The organism is Rhodoferax sp. (genome assembly GCF_028688795.1).
Lineage (GTDB): Bacteria > Pseudomonadota > Gammaproteobacteria > Burkholderiales > Burkholderiaceae_C > Rhodoferax.
Genome location: NZ_JAQTXM010000013.1, coordinates 22,730 through 38,187, shown reverse-complemented (window position 1 = coordinate 38,187; position 15,458 = coordinate 22,730). Strand labels below are relative to the sequence as shown.

Annotated in this window: 15 protein-coding genes; 5 read left to right on the top strand and 10 right to left on the bottom strand. The window is 58.9% G+C overall.

What is annotated here, in order from left to right; genetic code table 11:
• The first annotated feature begins 323 nt into the window (after positions 1-323).
• The 3 genes from PHQ58_RS11265 to PHQ58_RS11255 are packed head-to-tail and all read left to right on the top strand — an operon-like array spanning position 324 to position 2,354.
• A complete protein-coding gene (locus PHQ58_RS11265) occupies positions 324-539 on the top strand; it encodes a glycine zipper 2TM domain-containing protein (protein WP_300111096.1) in 216 nt (71 codons plus the stop codon).
• 3 nt (positions 540-542) lie between these two features.
• Positions 543-1,433, top strand: coding sequence for a hypothetical protein (locus tag PHQ58_RS11260; protein ID WP_300111095.1), 891 nt, complete (start codon positions 543-545; stop codon positions 1,431-1,433).
• A 27-nt stretch (positions 1,434-1,460) separates the two neighbouring features.
• Positions 1,461-2,354 carry a YihY/virulence factor BrkB family protein gene (locus PHQ58_RS11255; RefSeq protein ID WP_300111094.1) on the top strand — a complete coding sequence of 298 codons (894 nt, stop codon included), beginning with the start codon at positions 1,461-1,463 and terminating at the stop codon, positions 2,352-2,354.
• Positions 2,355-2,413: 59 nt separating this feature from the next.
• On the opposite strand, the gene PHQ58_RS11250 is transcribed toward PHQ58_RS11255, so the two are convergent.
• The 6 genes from PHQ58_RS11250 to PHQ58_RS11225 all read right to left on the bottom strand — a co-directional run bounded on the left by PHQ58_RS11250 (position 2,414) and on the right by PHQ58_RS11225 (position 9,678).
• On the bottom strand, positions 2,414-3,346 hold the full coding sequence (locus PHQ58_RS11250; RefSeq protein WP_300111093.1) for an OmpA family protein: 933 nt from the start codon (positions 3,344-3,346) through the stop codon (positions 2,414-2,416).
• A 70-nt stretch (positions 3,347-3,416) separates the two neighbouring features.
• Positions 3,417-3,794: a DUF4398 domain-containing protein gene (locus PHQ58_RS11245; RefSeq protein ID WP_300111092.1), complete on the bottom strand. Its 378-nt coding sequence runs from the start codon at positions 3,792-3,794 to the stop codon at positions 3,417-3,419.
• Positions 3,795-3,927: 133 nt separating this feature from the next.
• Positions 3,928-7,002 carry an efflux RND transporter permease subunit gene (locus PHQ58_RS11240; protein ID WP_300111091.1) on the bottom strand — a complete coding sequence of 1,025 codons (3,075 nt, stop codon included), beginning with the start codon at positions 7,000-7,002 and terminating at the stop codon, positions 3,928-3,930.
• Positions 7,003-7,020: 18 nt separating this feature from the next.
• A complete protein-coding gene (locus PHQ58_RS11235) occupies positions 7,021-8,307 on the bottom strand; it encodes an efflux RND transporter periplasmic adaptor subunit (protein WP_300111090.1) in 1,287 nt (428 codons plus the stop codon).
• Between the two features lie 126 nt (positions 8,308-8,433).
• Entirely contained in the window at positions 8,434-8,883 is a 450-nt protein-coding gene (rnhA, locus tag PHQ58_RS11230; protein ID WP_300111089.1) for a ribonuclease HI, read from the bottom strand.
• A 21-nt stretch (positions 8,884-8,904) separates the two neighbouring features.
• Positions 8,905-9,678, bottom strand: coding sequence for a class I SAM-dependent methyltransferase (locus tag PHQ58_RS11225; RefSeq protein WP_300111088.1), 774 nt, complete (start codon positions 9,676-9,678; stop codon positions 8,905-8,907).
• On the opposite strand from PHQ58_RS11225, the gene gloB reads away from it, so the two are divergent.
• Together gloB and PHQ58_RS11215 are read left to right on the top strand one after the other, a co-directional pair.
• Positions 9,677-10,444, top strand: coding sequence for a hydroxyacylglutathione hydrolase (gloB, locus tag PHQ58_RS11220; protein ID WP_300111087.1), 768 nt, complete (start codon positions 9,677-9,679; stop codon positions 10,442-10,444). The genes PHQ58_RS11225 and gloB overlap by 2 nt on opposite strands.
• A complete protein-coding gene (locus PHQ58_RS11215; protein WP_300111086.1) occupies positions 10,441-11,979 on the top strand; it encodes a transglycosylase SLT domain-containing protein in 1,539 nt (512 codons plus the stop codon). The genes gloB and PHQ58_RS11215 overlap by 4 nt, the downstream gene beginning before the upstream one ends.
• 25 nt (positions 11,980-12,004) lie before the next feature.
• Here the strand turns inward: PHQ58_RS11215 and PHQ58_RS11210 are convergent, their stop codons facing one another.
• From PHQ58_RS11210 to dnaX, 4 genes are all read right to left on the bottom strand, one after another.
• A complete protein-coding gene (locus PHQ58_RS11210; protein WP_300111085.1) occupies positions 12,005-12,418 on the bottom strand; it encodes an MAPEG family protein in 414 nt (137 codons plus the stop codon).
• Between the two features lie 30 nt (positions 12,419-12,448).
• The gene (gene recR / locus PHQ58_RS11205; RefSeq protein ID WP_300111084.1) at positions 12,449-13,039 is read right to left on the bottom strand and encodes a recombination mediator RecR; all 591 of its coding nucleotides are present in this window, start codon (positions 13,037-13,039) and stop codon (positions 12,449-12,451) included.
• A gap of 3 nt (positions 13,040-13,042) precedes the next feature.
• Positions 13,043-13,375: a YbaB/EbfC family nucleoid-associated protein gene (locus PHQ58_RS11200; protein WP_300111083.1), complete on the bottom strand. Its 333-nt coding sequence runs from the start codon at positions 13,373-13,375 to the stop codon at positions 13,043-13,045.
• A gap of 73 nt (positions 13,376-13,448) precedes the next feature.
• Positions 13,449-15,440, bottom strand: a complete 1,992-nt coding sequence (gene dnaX / locus PHQ58_RS11195; protein WP_300111082.1) for a DNA polymerase III subunit gamma/tau — start codon at positions 15,438-15,440, stop codon at positions 13,449-13,451.
• Positions 15,441-15,458 lie beyond the last annotated feature (18 nt).

Below are 15,458 nucleotides of genomic sequence, written 5' to 3'. Positions count from 1 at the left end.
TAGATCAAAGTGCGAAGGGGTGAAGAGCTCGCACGACCCGAGGCGCAGAACGCGCCCGAACCCGTTATACACGCATCTGGCGCGCTGCCCTTCATGCTGAGCCCGTTGTCGGTATGGATTGCCATGTCACAAGGTTAAGAGGCGGCACAAACTGTGTCCGTGCGTTGGCCCACATAGCACCCCAAAAACCAACCGAGCCTGTTTGCGGCTTGTGTGTGCAGGCGCACAGACGCCAAAGCGCCACGGGCTAAAAATAACGGCTCTTCCACACCAAAATGCTCTGCATGGTGCGGCCTGATTTTTAACTGTCCTGGAGAATTCTCATGAACTTTACTCAACGCTTTTCTGTTTTGCCCGCCGTTCTTTTGGTAGCCGCTTTGGGCCTCGGCGGTTGCGCAGGCATGACTCATCAAGAACAAGGCACAGCCACTGGTGCTGTCATCGGCGGTGTCGCTGGCAATGTGATTGGTGGCGGCCTGCTCGGCACAGCTGCTGGCGCGGCAGTGGGCGGCGTGATTGGTCACGAAGTCACCAAGTAAGCCATGAGCGGCGCTGGCTGGCGGATTGGCCTGCTGGCGGCCGCGTCAATTTTTGCCAGCTTTGGCGCTGGAGCAATCTCGGCGGCTGAATCTGCCACGGCGCTGCAAGCCCAGTACACACGCCTGAGCGCACCCTTGCAAAAAAATCCCTTTGGTCGACCTTTGGTGCTGTATTCGGTAGAAACTGCCGAAGGCCTGCAAGGCGACATTTACGCCGTGGTGGCGTACCCATTTGCCACTGTCAGCGCCGGGCTTAAGAGCCCCAGCAACTGGTGCCAGGTGATGATCTTGCATATCAACACCAAATACTGCCAAGCCATTGCGCAACCCACAGGCACCATGCTTCGGGTCTACATTGGCAAAAAAACACCCCAAACACTGGTTGACGCTGCGCGCGTAGACTTTATTTACCAAGAAACCGCTGCGACGCCAAATTATTTTGCAACCACCCTCAACGCCAAAACCGGGCCGCTGGGCACGCGTGACTACCTGATCCAGATGGAGGTGGTTGAACTCTCCAAAACCAAGTCGTTTCTGCATTTAACCTACGCCTACGGTGTGGGCTTTGCCGGGCGCGTGGCCATGCAGGCCTATCTGGCCACCATTGGCGCGGGTAAGGTGGGTTTTACTTTGGTTGACCCAAACGACAGCGGTGAGCTGGACTTGGTCACTGGCGTGCGCGGTGTGGTGGAACGTAACACCATGCGTTATTACTTGGCCATCGACAGTTTTTTGGCGTCGCAATCTGAGCCGCCTTCAGCGCAACTTGAAAATCGCTTGCAAGCCTGGTTCACGGCGGTGGAGCGTTACCCGCGCCAGCTGCACGAGCTAGACCGCCCAGCCTACCTTGAGATGAAACGCGCCGAGGTGATTCGGCAACAATCTACGCCTTGAGCCCCCAATTTCCTTGCCCTTTTGACCATGCCATTTGACCTGCCGCTGTACTGGGCGCTGCTAAAAAAAGTCTTTGCCAATTGGGTAGACGACGATGTGCCCAGCATGGGTGCAGCGTTGGCCTACTACACCTTGTTTTCACTCGCCCCCTTGCTGTTGATTGTGATCGCGGTGGCCGGACTGGTGTTTGGCCAAGAAGCTGCGCGCGGCGAAATCGAGTCACAACTGCGCGCCCTGATGGGCGATGCAGGCGCCGGCGCCGTGCAAGCCCTGCTGGCCAGCGTTGGCAAACCAGCCGAGGGCAAGGCGGCCACCGTGCTGGGTGTGGTGCTGCTGCTGGTGGGTGCCACCACCGTGTTTGGCGAGTTGCAAAGCGCCTTGGACCGCATCTGGCGCGTGCCCACCAAAGTGCCGTTGAGCGGCTGGCTCAACCTGCTGCGCGCTCGCTTACTGTCCTTTGGCATGATTTTGGTAATTGGTTTTTTGCTGATGGTGTCGCTGGTGCTGAGCGCTGCGCTTGCCACCATGGAACGCCTGTGGAGCCCGCTGTTTGGTGGCTGGATGGCCATTGCCAGCGTCAGCAACGCCTTGGCCGGCTTTGCACTGGTCACCGCCATGTTTGCCCTGATCTACAAAGTAATGCCGCGCGCCCATGTGCAGTGGCGTGATGTGTGGACCGGCGCCATCTTCACCGCCCTGCTGTTCAGCCTGGGTAAAGCCCTGATTGGTGCGTACATTGGCGGCAGCGGCATCGTGTCGGGCTTTGGCGCCGCCGGCTCCTTGGTAGTGGTGCTGCTGTGGGTGTATTACTCAGCCCAAATCTTCCTGATGGGCGCCGAATTCACCTGGGTTTACGCCAACTTGTTTGGGTCAAGAAGAGCGCAGGCGCAAGCAGAACCGTTGAATAACATGACCGCTTAGAAAAGGGCCCCGGCAACTTGCCGTGGGCCCTTTGAACTGGCCTGACTCCGGCAAGAAAATCAGCGCGCCATCACCTTACCATTGTCATCCGACAACACAATCTCCACCCGACGGTTCAACTGCCGGTTGCCAGCGGAATCATTGGCGGCCACCGGATAGGCCTCGCCATAACCGCGCACAGCAACACGTTCACGCGCAATGCCAAACCCTTGCATGGCGTTTTGCACCGCGCCGGCACGCCGCTCAGACAGCGCCTGGTTGTAGTCTGCCGCACCCGTGCTGTCGGCAAACCCCTCCACCAATACAGTCAGTTTGGGATTTTGTTGCAACACATTGGCCAGCTTTTGCGCCGTGTTCATGCCCGCAGGTGTCAGGCTTGAAAGATCGGTGCCAAACAACACGTCACCCAGCGTGATCACCAGGCCACGTGCAGTTTTTTTGGCGGCCAAATCGTTCAACTGGGCTTCAAGCTGGGCCGAACGGGCCTGCGCTTCTTGCGTTTGACGCTGTGAATTGGCGGCATCAACCTGGGCCATCTGGGCTTGGCGCTGGGCTTGGGCGGCGTTGCTTTGGGCAATCAGCGCCTCTTGCTTGGCGCGGTCGGCACTGAGGGTGGCGGCATTGGCTTCATTGGTGCGCTGGTCCAGCCGCAACTGGTCACGCTGCTTGCCAGCATTGGCCACCTCAGCCTCGGCCACTTTGCGCTTGGTGACTTCTTGCGTTAATGCAATCTTTTGCTTGGCAATGTAAGCCAGTTGGTCGACTTTTGTGGCGCTGGCGCGGTCGTTGGCCTCCACATTGGCCAAAGCCATGGCTTCGCTGGCCTGCTTCATTTCAAGCGGGGCATAGGTTTGGGTGTTGGGGTTGTTTTGTGCCACACGGTAGTCACTGCGCGCTTGCTCAAGCAGGCCAGTAGTGGTGGGCACTGAGCTGCAAGCGCCAATGAGCGTGGCGACGGCCACCAAAACAGGAGCTAAATAGAATTTTCTCATGGGAAATACCTTGGGTTAAGTTTGGGAAGCGCAGAACCTTGCCTGGACGCTACTTGTGCGCTACTGGCAATTACTTGTTGTTGCGCTCAAGCTCAGCGCGCAGCACGCGAATGTCGTCCTGCAGGGCGTCGGCAGCGGTCTGGGCTTTGGCCGAATTGGCCTTGCTTCTGGCGAGCGTGGCATCAGCCTGAGCCTGGGCTGCCAGATTGATGGCCAGCTTGTAGTCTTTGGCTGCCATGGCCTTGTTGGCCAGCACCATCTTGTCGCGTGCCGCCATCATTTCCACCGGGGCAAACTCTGCCCCACCGGCACCGGCCGCGTTTTCAACGGCCGCCTTACTTACCGCCACATCGGCTGTGGCGGGGGTTTTCAGGCTGGTGCAGCCTGCGGTGATGGCCAAGACTACACCGATCAGGGTGGTAGTCAGGGTTCTTGAATTTATCGTCATCATTTGCTCCAATCACTGTTCATTGAGTGCGGGATCGCTCTCAATGTGTCAGTTATAGGTGGCAAATACGGCGGGGTCTGTGCGCTGGCAGACCAAGCCCGGACGGCATGGGCAACACAACCCCTGTGGCGAACTAACCCTCGCTTGGTAGCGGCTGCAGGGTGGGTTCCTTGTTTGGCCCGGGTGCGTGTTTGCGCGCCAGAAGGGTGTACATGGTGGGCACTACAAACACGGTAAGCAGGGTTCCCAAGCTCATGCCGCCCACAATCACCCAACCAATTTGCTGGCGACTCTCGGCCCCGGCACCAGTGGCGATGGCCAGCGGAATAGCCCCCAGCACCATGGCGCCGGTGGTCATCATGATCGGGCGCAGACGTTGCGCGGCCGACTGCTGGATAGCTGCCAGTGTGTCCATGCCCTGCTCACGCAACTGGTTGGCAAATTCCACAATCAAAATGCCGTGTTTGGTGATCAGGCCCACCAGCGTGATGAGGCCAATCTGGCTGAACACGTTGAGCGTGCCACCCGACCATTTGAGCGCCAGCAGCGCACCGGCCATCGACAGCGGCACACTGAACAGAATCACAAATGGGTCGACAAAACTCTCAAATTGCGCGGCCAGCACCAAAAAGATGAACAACAGCGCCAGTGCAAACACCAGAGTGAGGGAGTCGGACGACTTTTTGAACTCGCGGCTGATGCCGTTCAAATCAGTGGCGTAACCGGGTTTAAGCACTTTTTTGGCGGTGGCGTCCATGTACTGCAAGGCCTCGCCCACTGAATAGGTGGCCGACAAATTGGAGGTGATGGTGGCGGAGCGACGCTGGCCAAAGTGAATCAGCTCGCGCGGTACCACCACCTCGCGAATTTTCACCAAGGCTGACAGCGGAATCAGCTCTGCACCTTTGCCACGCACGAAGATTTTTTCAATGTCATCCGGCGTGTCTCGGCCCGAGGCGTTGGTTTGCACGATCACGTCGTATTGTTCGCCGTCGCGCTTGTAACGCGTGACCTTGCGCCCGCCCAGCATGGTCTCGATGGCACGCGCAATCAAATCGACACTGACGCCCATGTCGGCGGCACGCTCGCGATCCACTTCAAGTTTGATCTCGGGCTTGTTCAGGCGCAAATCGGTGTCGACCTGCACAAAACCGGGGTTTTTGGCCAGTTCGTCCTGAAACGCCCGCACGGTTTGTGCCAGATTTTGGTAACTCTCTGAGGTGATGATGACAAACTCGATCGGACGACTGCTGAAGCCCTGCCCCAGCGACGGCGGGGTGATGGGGATGGCGGTGACGCCCGACAGGCTGGAGACGCGCGGTGTCATCGCGCGGGCCATTTCCAGCGTGGTGCGTTGGCGCTCTTCCCAGGGTTTGGCCCGAAAGAAGATGTTGCCCTGAGACACCGTGGGGTTGCCAATGGTGGCAAACACGCGATCGAACTCGGGGTAATCTTCAGCGATGCGCTCGATGCTTTTGGCATAACGGTCGGTGTAAGCCAGGGTCGCACCGTCGGGTGCGTTGATGCGGGCCAGCACCACACCCCGGTCTTCCATGGGCGAGAGTTCACGATTGAGATCACCCAGGGTCCACCAGGTGACCAGACCACTGGCCAGCATCACCAGCAGCACCAGATAACGCCGGCTCAAAGACCAGGCCAGCATTTTTCCGTAGGTTCGGGTGGCCCATTGCAGCAGGTTTTCCATGTGCGAGTCAAACCAGCTAGGCTTGGGGTTGTGCCTCAGCAAAAGAGATGACAACATGGGCGACAGGGTGAGCGCCACCAGCCCTGAAATCACCACGGCCCCGGCCAGTGCCAGCGCAAACTCGGTGAACAGGCGCCCGGTACGCCCAGGAGAAAAAGCCAACGGCGCATACACCGCCACCAGCGTCATGGTCATGGCCACAATGGCAAAACCGACCTCACGTGCGCCTTTGATGGCGGCTTGAAATGGCGGCAGGCCCTCTTCAATGTGGCGGTAGATGTTCTCCAGCATCACGATGGCATCGTCCACCACCAGGCCAATCGCCAGCACCAGCGCCAACAGGGTGAGGGTATTGATGCTGAAGCCAACCAAGGCCATCATGGCAAAAGTGCCAATCAACGCCACAGGAATGGTGATCAACGGAATCAGCGAGGCGCGCAGTGTGCGCAAAAAGACAAAAATCACCAAGGCCACCAGCACGGCGGCCTCCAGAATGGTTCTAAACACCGCCTTGATGGACTGGTCAATGAACACCGAGTTGTCGTTGGCTACCTCAATGCTCACGCCGGGCGGCAGGTCACGACGCAACTTGACCAACAACTCGCGCACGCCTGCTGATAAGTCCAGCGGATTGGCGGTGCTCTGCTTGACCACGCCGACCCCCACGGCATCGCGCCCGTTCAGACGTACAAACGAGCGTTCATCCACCGGCGCTTCCTGCACCCGGGCGACGTCACCAATGCGGATGGGCTGGCCATTGATGGAGCGAATCACGACCTGGGCGAATTCTTGCGGGCGCTGCAAGTCAGTGGCAGCGGTCACATTGAACTCGCGCTGTGCGCTTTCAATGCGGCCAGCGGGCACTTCGAGGTTGGCACGGCGCAGGGCGTCTTCCAGGTCTTGCACAGTGAGCTTGTAAGCAGCAAGCTTGTCGGGGTCAACCCAGATGCGCATGGAAAACTTGCGCTCGCCATAGATATTGACTTCAGCCGCGCCGGGTGCGGTTTGCAGCACCGGCTTGACCAGGGTATTGGCCATCTCGGAGAGTTGCAGGGCGTTGTGGGTGTCTGAACTAAGCGCCAAAAAAATCACGGGGAACGACTCGGCCTCGACCTTGGCAATGACCGGCTCGTCAATGCCTTGCGGCAAACGCTGGCGCACCCGAGTGACCTTGTCGCGCACGTCAGCGGCGGCTGCATCGGCATCGCGGCTCAGGGCAAACTTGACCGAGATTTGGCTGCGCTCCTGGCGGCTGGTGGAGGTGATCACGTCCACACCCTCAATGCCTGAGAGCGAGTCTTCCAGCACCTTGCTCACCTGGGCTTCCATGACTTCACTGGACGCACCGGCAAAGGTGGTGGTGACCGACACCACCGGTTCGTCAATCTTGGGGTATTCGCGCACCGTCAGACTGTTGAACGACACCGCGCCAATCAGCACAATCAGCAAGGACAGCACGGTGGCAAAGACCGGGCGACGGATGGATGTTTCAGCCAGTTGCATGGTGAGCTTCCTGGCAGGTCAGCGGCTGGCAGCCAAGGCGGGAGCAACTGGCGCAGCGGTTTTGCCCGCAGGCTTGCCTAGTTCCACAATGCGAAGAGGCGAGCCGTCTTTTTGCAGACGCTGCTGGCCGGCCACCACCACGGTGTCGCCCAAGGCCACACCGTCGACAATTTCAACCTTGCCCGAGCGACGCACGCCCAGCTTGACTTCTTGCCGCAGAGACACAAATTTGACATCGGCAGGCAGCGTGGCACCGGCAACAGGTGCCACCACTTTGATCACAAATTGTTTTCCGCCTTGCGGCACGATAGCTTCTTCAGGTACTACCAAGGCCGCGTCATTGACCGAGAACAAGGTCGCGACACGGGCAAACATACCAGAGCGCAGCACCTGGCCAGCCTTTTTGTCATCCGCTTTGTTACCCGACTTTGACGATTTATCGACAACTTGGTTGCCCGGCTTGTCAGCAGGTTTACCAGCACCAGAAATCACAGCACGCACGGCCACCGAGCGGCCGTTGGCATCCATCAGGGGCTCTACAGCCTCGACCACCGCGTTAAAGCTGCGCCCGGGCAGCGCATCCAGTGCAATCTCGACACTTTGACCGGGCTTGACCTTGCCACCAAAACGCTCTGGCAGGCGGTAGTCGACCAGCATCTGGCGTGTGTCTTCGAGCGCCACCAGATCAGCGCCGTCTTTGACGTAATCGCCGACGTTGACCAAACGAATGCCAACGGTGCCGTCAAACGGCGCGCGCACCGCCATGCGGGACAGCCGTGCCTGCGACAAAGCCAGTTGGGCCTGTGCGACCTTCAGGTTTGCAGCACTGGTGTCGAGGGTTTGCTGCGCCATGAAATTCTGCGCAACAAGTTCCTGAGTGCGTTTGAAGCTGGCCTGGGCAATGGCCAGTTGCGCTTGCATTTGCTGCAATTCAGCTTGCTGCAACAGGTCGTCAAACTGCACCAATATCTGGCCCTTGCGAACCGGGCCACCGTCCTTGAAATTAAGCGCAGTGATGCGCCCCACTAGCTCGGGGCGCAGCATCACACTTTGGCGGGCACGCAAACTTCCCACAGCCTGGGCATCGTCGCGCAGGGTCGACGTTTCCACTTTGGTAACTTCCACGCCCGCCACACGCGGGGCAGCACCAACCGCCTTGCCTGCGCCGCCATTTGCCGAAGAACTGTCGCCGTTGGCAGTGATTTGCGTGGGGCCCTGGGGGCGTGACTGTAGCCACCAAGCGGCACCTCCTGAGATGGCGATGCCGAGAACAGCCACTGCTGCAAATGTAAATTTGGAAGCCATAAAAGATTTTTCCGGTCAAAACCGCGGAAAGTTGCAACGGGTTAATGTAGCGAGACTCGGTACACCCAGCAGACCTGAAGGTCAGATCTTTACCAAGTCTTCACCTTCAGGTCGGGGTCATGGATTTCAGCGTTGGCTCAGGGCTATCGCCACACCTTTGTTGGCCAATTCGTCGGCACGCTCGTTGCCGGGGTCGCCGTTGTGCCCGCGCACCCAGCGCCATTCAATCTGGTGTGTGCCACTGTTCACCAGCGCATCAAGGCGCTGCCACAAGTCGACATTTTTTACCGGGGCCTTTGCAGCGGTCTTCCAGCCGCGCGCTTTCCAGCCCGGCAGCCACTCGGTCATGCCCTTGAGCACATATTGGCTATCGACATGCAGCGTCACCTTACATGGGCGCTTCAGGGCGGCCAGGGCTTCAATCACCGCCATCATCTCCATGCGGTTGTTGGTGGTGCCCATCTCGCCGCCACACAGCTCTTTTTGCGCATCGGAAGATTTGAGCAGCGCCCCCCAGCCGCCTGGGCCAGGGTTGCCCTTGCAAGCGCCATCGGTGTAAATATCAATTGGATTCAAGTCACTGACCTCTTTTAAATTTTATATGCTTTTTATGCCTCTAGCCCTTGTAGAACCAGCGCTATTAGCTACCGAAACAGGAGTACCAGCCAACCGCGGTGCGGGCTTCCAGGCGGGATTGAGCAAAGTCATGCCGCGCACCCGCTTGACCGCCACCAAACAGTAAACCGCGCCGAGTATCGGCCACCAACGGGCGCCGGCACGGTCCATCCAGGCAAAGCGCGCCAGCCACTGGGGGTTGGCCAAGGCGGGGCGGTAGCAGCCGAACTCCCCCGACTCAATGTCCAGGTCCAGCAGGCGCAGCCAGTCGCGCAGACGCAGGTAGCCAATAAATTCGCCAGTCTCCGGCAAAAACATCCGGTTGCAGCCGAAGCGGCGATACAGGTGCGCGCGATGCTGACGAAAGCCCCACAAGCTCATCGGGTTCAGGCCACAAATCACCACCCGGCCCTCGGGCACCAGCACACGCGCCACCTCACGCAGCGCGGCATGGGGGTCCGCGGTGAGTTCCAACGCGTGCGGTAACACCACGAGGTCCAGGCTGTTGGCGGGAAACGGCAGGGCCGAAAAATCGGTCACAAAGGCCGCTTTTTCGTGAGGGCTTTCAGTGGCCAACCAGCGGTGCGGCATGCGGTTGGCGGCCAGCGCGTCCAGCTCTGGCATACCCAGTTGCAGGGCATGAAAACCAAAGACGTCGGCGACGGCCGAAGCCATGTGTTCGCGCTCCCAATCCAGCAGGTAAGCGCCGGGCGGGGTAGCCAACCAGTCATGCAAACTTATAATTTGGTCGCCCATGAAGTTAATTCCAATACCCGCTTTCGTTGATAACTACATCTGGATGCTGCACGACGGTCGTCGGGCGCTGGTGGTCGACCCTGGTGATTCCGAGCCCGTTTTAGCCGCCTTGCAGGATGGCGGTCTGACACTGGAGACGATTCTAGTCACGCACCACCACAACGACCACACGGGTGGAGTCGATGCCCTGCGCCAGGCCACGGGTGCAAAGGTTTACGGCCCAGCACTGGAGCACATGCCCGAACCCTTGACACGCTTGAATGATGGCGATGTCATTGAGGTGCTAGGACTGCACTTTGAGGTGTTGCTGGTTCCAGGCCACACCGCAGGACATATCGCATTCTTTGGCCAAGTCCCTTCTCAGGACCCGGTGCTCTTTTGCGGTGACACACTGTTTAGCGCAGGTTGCGGGCGTTTATTTGAAGGCTCACCAGCGCAAATGCTGACCTCACTGACCCGGTTGGCAGCCTTGCCTGACGCCACCCGTGTGTGCTGCGCCCACGAGTACACCTTAAGTAGCTTGCGCTTTGCCTTGGCTGTTGAGCCCGACAATGCAGACTTGCAGGCCTACCAGGCCAAGGCACAAGTCCTGCGAAACCAGCACCAGCCCACCCTGCCCTCAAGCATTGCGCTTGAGAAGTGTGTGAACCCTTTTTTACGCACCCATTTACCAAGCGTGGCCCATGCGGTGCAACGGCAGGCTGCCAACGCAACGGACGCCGTCAGTGTGTTTGCAGCCCTGCGAACCTGGAAAGATCAATTTTGAAACAGCTTCTTCGATATTTGGCACTGGGAGCCAGCGTGTGGTTGGCAGGTTGTGCCAGCACGGTCAACTTGGCGTCGAACGCGCCCAATGACGCCACCCCTGTGGGTCAACCGCTTTTTGGCGGCAATCGGACTGATAGCGCCTCGGCACTCTACCCGGCAGGTGGCTTGAAGCCCTTGGCAACAGCGCAGTTGGGGTCGAAAAATGTGCATTCCCTGCTGCCCCCTGCTGATGTATGGGAGCGCATCCGGCGTGGTTTTGCCATGCCCGAACTGGACACCGACCTGGTGCGTGAGCGCGAGCTCTGGTACAGCAGTCGCCCCGACTATGTGGCCCGCATGACCGAGCGCGGCAATAAATACCTTTTTTACATTGTGGAAGAGCTGGAGCGACGCAACATGCCCAGCGAACTGGCGTTGCTGCCTTTCATTGAAAGCGCGTTTAACCCGCAGGCTGTCTCCAGCGCCAAGGCTGCTGGCATGTGGCAGTTCATGCCCGCTACTGGCAAAGACTTTGCCCTGAAACAAAACATGTTTCGCGATGACCGCCGGGACGTGATCGAGTCCACCCGTGCTGCGCTTGACTACATGCAAAAGCTCTACGGCATGTTTGGTGACTGGCACCTGGCACTGGCCGCCTACAACTGGGGTGAAGGCAGCGTGCAGCGTGCCATCAACAAAGCCCAAAAGGCAGGCACTGGCACTGGCTATGCCGATCTGGCCATGCCGATGGAAACACGCATGTATGTGCCCAAGCTGCAGGCTGTGAAAAATATTGTGGCCAATCCGGGTTCATTCAGGGTCAACCTGCCAGAACTCGGCAACCATCCATATTTTCAGTCCGTGGACATCCGCCGTGACATCGATGTGGCACTGGCAGCCAAATTGGCTGAAGTGCCGCTGGATGACTTCAAGGCGCTCAACCCGTCTGCCAACAAACCAGTGTTTCTGGCCTCGGGCACACCCCAAATCTTGCTGCCATGGGACAACGCCGAGCGTTTTCAGGCCAACATGGAAGCCTACACCGGGGGACGCCTGGCCAACTGGACCGCCTGGGTTGCGCCAAACACCCTCAAGGTGGCCGATGCCGCGCATCGGGTCGGCATGACAGAGGATGAATTGCGCAGCATCAACCAGATTCCACCGCGCATGCTGATCAAGGCGGGCTCAACCCTGCTGGTGCGCCGCTCTGCCGGGTTGGATACGGATGTGTCAGAGCGTGTGGCCGACAACGGGCAACTGTCTTTGGCCCCTGACGTGGTGCTGCGGCAAACCATGGTCAAGGCTGGTAAAAAAGACACGGTGGCAACCCTGGCTAAACGTTTTGCTGTCAGCCCCCAGTCGCTCGCAGAGTGGAACAAAGTCAATGCCACGGCGTCGTTCAAAGTCGGCCAGAAAGTGGTGCTGTACCTGCCGATCAGAGTCAAAATTGCGTCGGCAAAAAGAGTCACCGGAAAATCAAAGGGCGTGTCAAGGGCCGTGTCCAAGCGCAAGATCGCCCCAACCAAAAAGCCAACCAGGTTGGCACGAAAATAACAAACTCAGCTTGCGGGGTGGCAGGTCAGCGGTAACCGGCGAACAAAATCGCCACATTCACGGCCAGCGCCAGCCCCCAGACCAGGCTGCGCACGCTGGCCAGGTCCGCCACGTAAAGCATGATGTACACCATGCGCAACACCACATAGACAAAGGCCAGCAGGTCCAGCCGGGTCTGGTAGGCGCCCAATTGGTGGGCAATGATGACGGCCCCAATGAAGAACGGCAGGGCCTCAAAGCTGTTGGCCTGCGCTGCATTGGCGCGCGCCCGCCAATCGGTCTGGCGGGCCAACCAGGCACGTGGGTTGGCGTTGTCAAAACCACCCGCACGCGGCGATTTGCGGAACATGCCCCACTTGGCAATACCGGCACAAACGATCGGCAGCAGCGCCGCCACCAGCACACACCAGTAAGCCAGGGTAAAGCGGGCAGCCGTCATGACGGGTCTCCTGAGGTTTTGAGCATATCTTTAGCGCCGGTCTACCAGCGCATGGGCAATGGTGCCCAAGTCAACGTATTCAAGTTCGCTGCCCACTGGCACACCACGCGCCAACCGGGTCAGGTGCAGGCCGCGGGCTTTGAGGCCCTGGCTGATGACGTGTGCCGTGGCCTCCCCCTCGGCCGTGAAATTGGTGGCCAGAATCACCTCGGTCACGGTGCCATCAAGCGCCCGGTCAAACAGCTTTTTCAGGCCAATGTCGTTTGGGCCAATGCCGTCAAGCGGGCTGAGCTTGCCCATCAACACAAAGTACAAGCCTTTGTAGGCGCCAGTGCGTTCCACCGCCGACTGGTCGGCTGGGGTTTCGACCACGCACAACTTGCTGGCATCGCGTCGCTCATCCAGGCAAGTGGCGCACACCTGCGCCTCGGTGAAGGTATGGCAACGCTCGCAGTGGGTGATGTTTTGGTTTGCGTGCGCCAACGCCATCGACAAGGCCTGCGCCCCCGAGCGATCATGCTGCAGCAAGTGAAACGCCATGCGCTGCGCTGACTTCACCCCAACGCCTGGCAGGCGCCGCAGCGCCTGAACCAGGTTTTCAAGCGCGTTGGTGTCGGACATTGCCTAGAAAGGAAACTTCATGCCGCCCGGTAAACCTGGCATGCCAGCGGTGATCTTGCCCATCTTCTCGGCCGAGGTTTCTTCAGCCTTGCGCACGGCTGCATTGAAAGCCGCGGCAACCAAGTCTTCCAGCATGTCTTTGTCGTCGGCCAGCAGGCTGGGGTCGATGGTGATGCGCTTGACATCGTGCTTGCAGGTCATGAGTACCTTGACCAGACCAGCGCCTGACTCACCCGTGACCTCGATGTTGCCCAGATCATCCTGGGCTTTTTTCATGTTGTCTTGCATGGCCTGCGCCTGCTTCATGAGGCCGGCGAGTTGTCCTTTGTTGAACATGGGTATTCCTTGTGTGAGTTTTTAATTGAAAGGCTGGCGAACTGAATCGGTTTCAGTCCGGTAGTTGAATCGATCAGGTCGGCGACTTCAGGGTCACGGGCTTGATGCTTCCGGGCACGATTTTCGCCCCAAAATCACGCATCAAGCTTTGCACTAGGGGATCATCGAAAACGATTTTTTCTGCCGCTAACTGCGCTTGGGCCGCCGCCACCGCATTGCGCCGGGCCGGGCTGTCAGACACGCGCCCCACTTCGGCGACCAGTTTGACGGGGTAACCAGCAGCAGCCAGCGCCGCTGCCAGCCGATCACGACTGCCAGGCTGGTTGAGCGACTCGCGCTCCACACGCAGCAGCCATTGGTCTGTGTCACGCGCCACCAATTGCGCCTGCAGCGCAAGTTCGCGCACCATGGCGGTGATGGCCTCGGCCGCAACCAACGCCTGCACTGTGGCATACCAGAAATCGCCATCGGGACTGGTTTGCACGGCGGGGCTGGCACGCTCAGGTGGAATGTCGCGCTTGGATTCACGCGCCTCATGCACCTGAACTGCTTCAATATTTGTAGCTGCTTGCGCTTTATCTAAAAGGGCTAGAGGCTGATTTGTATCAAAATTTTGACTCTGATCACCAACTGACGTACCCGGCATCTCATGAACCCGCAAGCGCTGGCCTTCTGGCAACACAGGGCCAGACGGAGTTTCTGGCGAGGCGGTGTTCGCGGTGTCTGGCTTGGCACTAACCACGTCAACCGCGGCGGACAGTGGCACTACTTTTGCTATTGATTGAGTAGTGCTTTGCGTTTTTTTTACAAGGTCTACAGCCTGATTTTCTTGAAATTTCTGCAGAGGCGCGTCCAAGGGCTCAGACACCAACATGGGCGCAGCCACCGCGTGCACTGGCGCCTCAGGCAGCGGGCGCGGGCTAACTTTCAGAGTTTTTTTTTCCTGCACGGTAGCGTTGCCGGCTTCTGGTTTGAACGCCAGCAGGCGCAACAACACCATGGTCAGCGCCGCATACTCATCCGGCGCCAGGCCCAATTCACCGCGCCCATGCAGACAAATGCTGTAGAGCAATTGTGTTTCGTCAGCGGGCATCAGGGCGGCCAGCTGGGCGATGTCGGCGGCTTCCGGGTCACTGTCATCGCCAGCCGCATCAGGCACGGCCTGCAACACGGCCATGCGCTGCAATACGCCGCTCATTTCTTCCAGCGTGGAGGCCGCGCTCAAACCGTGGGTGCGCAAAGCCTCCGAAGTTTCGACCACTGTTTTGCCGTCACCCTGAGCCAAAGCCTGGAGTAGCCGGAACACGTAGGAGCGATCCACGCTGCCCAGCATCTGGCGCACACTTAGCTCTTGCAGCACGCCAGAACCGAAGGCAATGGCCTGGTCGGCCAGACTCAAGGCGTCACGCATCGAGCCGCGCGCCGCTCGCGCCAGCAGGCGCAGCGAGGGCACATCAGCGGTCACTTGCTCGGTGAGCAACACTTTTTGCAAATGTTCCCGAATGGTCTCCGGGGCCATCGGACGCAGATTAAATTGCAAACAGCGTGAAAGTACCGTAACGGGCACTTTTTGCGGATCCGTGGTGGCCAGCACAAATTTCAGATATTCAGGCGGTTCTTCTAGCGTTTTCAGCATGGCATTGAAGGCCGTGTTGGTCAGCATGTGCACTTCGTCAATCATGAAAACCTTGAAGCGCCCTTGCACTGGTTTGTAAACGGCCTGTTCCAGTAAAGCCTGAACTTCATCTACGCCACGGTTGGAAGCAGCATCGAGCTCGGTGTAATCAACAAACCGGCCGCTATCAATGTCAGTGCACGCCTGGCATACCCCACAAGGGGTAGCCGTGATACCACCCTGCCCGTCCAGGCCCTGGCAGTTGAGCGACTTAGCCAAAATACGCGACACCGTGGTCTTGCCAACACCACGCGTACCGGTGAACAAATAGGCGTGATGCAAGCGCTGGGTGGTAAGCGCATTAGTCAGGGCTTGAACCACATGGTCTTGCCCCACCATCTCGGTGAAATTGCGGGGACGGTATTTACGGGCAAGCACAAGGTAGGACATGCGCGGATTCTAAAGGGC

What these genes read in the sequence shown, in the direction of transcription:
- PHQ58_RS11265 (WP_300111096.1), top strand. Translation starts at nt 324, where the DNA reads ATGAACTTTACTCAACGCTTTTCTGTTTTGCCCGCCGTTCTTTTGGTA.
- PHQ58_RS11260 (WP_300111095.1), top strand. Translation starts at nt 543, where the DNA reads ATGAGCGGCGCTGGCTGGCGGATTGGCCTGCTGGCGGCCGCGTCAATT.
- PHQ58_RS11255 (WP_300111094.1), top strand. Translation starts at nt 1,461, where the DNA reads ATGCCATTTGACCTGCCGCTGTACTGGGCGCTGCTAAAAAAAGTCTTT.
- PHQ58_RS11250 (WP_300111093.1), bottom strand. Translation starts at nt 3,346, where the DNA reads ATGAGAAAATTCTATTTAGCTCCTGTTTTGGTGGCCGTCGCCACGCTC.
- PHQ58_RS11245 (WP_300111092.1), bottom strand. Translation starts at nt 3,794, where the DNA reads ATGACGATAAATTCAAGAACCCTGACTACCACCCTGATCGGTGTAGTC.
- PHQ58_RS11240 (WP_300111091.1), bottom strand. Translation starts at nt 7,002, where the DNA reads ATGCAACTGGCTGAAACATCCATCCGTCGCCCGGTCTTTGCCACCGTG.
- PHQ58_RS11235 (WP_300111090.1), bottom strand. Translation starts at nt 8,307, where the DNA reads ATGGCTTCCAAATTTACATTTGCAGCAGTGGCTGTTCTCGGCATCGCC.
- gloB (WP_300111087.1), top strand. Translation starts at nt 9,677, where the DNA reads ATGAAGTTAATTCCAATACCCGCTTTCGTTGATAACTACATCTGGATG.
- PHQ58_RS11225 (WP_300111088.1), bottom strand. Translation starts at nt 9,678, where the DNA reads ATGGGCGACCAAATTATAAGTTTGCATGACTGGTTGGCTACCCCGCCC.
- PHQ58_RS11210 (WP_300111085.1), bottom strand. Translation starts at nt 12,418, where the DNA reads ATGACGGCTGCCCGCTTTACCCTGGCTTACTGGTGTGTGCTGGTGGCG.
- recR (WP_300111084.1), bottom strand. Translation starts at nt 13,039, where the DNA reads ATGTCCGACACCAACGCGCTTGAAAACCTGGTTCAGGCGCTGCGGCGC.
- PHQ58_RS11200 (WP_300111083.1), bottom strand. Translation starts at nt 13,375, where the DNA reads ATGTTCAACAAAGGACAACTCGCCGGCCTCATGAAGCAGGCGCAGGCC.
- dnaX (WP_300111082.1), bottom strand. Translation starts at nt 15,440, where the DNA reads ATGTCCTACCTTGTGCTTGCCCGTAAATACCGTCCCCGCAATTTCACC.